Here is a 1,604-nt window from a genome sequence, read left to right as displayed (position 1 = left end):
TATAAGCCATAAATGATAAAGTCCTGATGTACCACAAATGAAAATGTCCCGATTATGGTAGAATATTACTTTCTATAATCTATCAGATCGGAGGACATAGCTTATAAGAAGGGTAACTTTATCAATGGATGAACAGAATAAATATGAGGTGATCAAGTCTCTGGTGGATCATCCTGAAACCGGAAACAAGGATCGTGCAGCACTGAAACTTGGTTGTACCAGGCGGCATATCAACCGTATGATTGCCGGATATCTCAAAGAAGGCAAGACTTTTTTCATTCATGGCAACAAAGGACGTAAACCATCAACAACCATTGCCGATGACGTACGGAAACAGATCGTTGATCTCTACCGTACAAAGTACTATGAGGCAAATTTCGAGCATTATACGGAATTACTAGAGCGCTTTGAGGGGATCCATATATCCGCATCATCGGTAATGAACATCCTTGAAAAAGAATACATCCTCTCCCCAAAGGTTACTAAAGCTAAGCGCAAACGTGTAAAAAAGGAGCTTGCTATTTTGAAAAAAACAGCTCGGTCGCAAAAGGAACAAGATACCATACAATCCAATCTGGTTGCTGTAGAAGACGCCCACAGCAGGCGCCCCAGATGTGCTTATTTTGGCGAGATGGAGCAGATGGACGCCACGCCGTACGAATGGGTCAATGGACAGGTCTGGCACCTTCATCTGGCGATTGACGATGCTCTCGGCATAATCACCGGCGCCTGGTTCGATACGCAGGAAACGTTGAACGGCTACTATCACGTATTCCATCAGATCCTGACGAATTATGGCATTCCTTATAAATTTTTCACAGACAGACGTACGGTATTTACCTACAAAAAGAAAAATGCCCCATCGGACGATGAGGACACTTACACCCAGTTTGCTTATGCTTGCAAACAGCTCGGCGTTGAACTTGAATCCAGCAGCGTTCCACAGGCCAAGGGCCGTGTGGAACGGCTGAATCAGACACTTCAGTCACGCCTTCCGATCGAACTTCGTCTGGCAGGCATAACTGATATCGAGAGTGCCAATGAATTCCTCCACTCCTACATAGAAGAATTCAACAAGAAGTTTTCACTTCCACTTAATGTTAGCAAATCTGTTTTTGAATCGCAACCAGATGAAGAAAAAATCAATCTGACTCTGGCTGTTTTAATTGAACGGACGGTAGACTGTGGCCATGCTATCCAGCTTGAAAAGCATTTTTACAGAATGTTAGACAAGAACGGAAAACAGATCCATTACCGCAAAGGTACAAAGACAATGGTGATCAAGGCGTATGACGGTCGGAAGTTCTGCTGTGTCAACGATAAGGACATCTATGCGTTGGAGGAAATTCCCGAACATGAACCCAAGTCAAAAAACCTTGATGCAGACTATGAACCGCAAAAACCCCGTAAACAGTACATACCGCCGATGAATCATCCATGGAGACGTCCTGTCTTCAATAAATTTGTGCATTCCCAGCCGCATCGGATCGAAGAAGATCTAAAAAGTGCATGATTAGAGTGTTAACACGGATATTAAATAAAAGCCCCGGAAAACCGGGGCTCATGTTAAAGTTTTTTCGAGACATTTTCATTTATGCTTGACA

At 43.5% G+C, this 1,604-nt stretch carries 1 protein-coding gene; it reads left to right on the top strand.

Annotation, left to right across the window (positions count from 1 at the left end):
- Positions 1-124: 124 nt before the first annotated feature.
- The gene (locus ACTQ3A_RS13850; protein ID WP_441101565.1) at positions 125-1,513 is read left to right on the top strand and encodes an ISNCY family transposase; all 1,389 of its coding nucleotides are present in this window, start codon (positions 125-127) and stop codon (positions 1,511-1,513) included.
- Positions 1,514-1,604: the final 91 nt, after the last annotated feature.

Source organism: Bilifractor sp. LCP21S3_F8 (assembly GCF_052117805.1).
In the GTDB taxonomy this organism is placed as follows: Bacteria; Bacillota; Clostridia; order Lachnospirales; family Lachnospiraceae; genus Bilifractor.
Note: the sequence above shows the minus strand (reverse complement) of the source record. Positions and strands in the feature narration are given on the sequence as shown.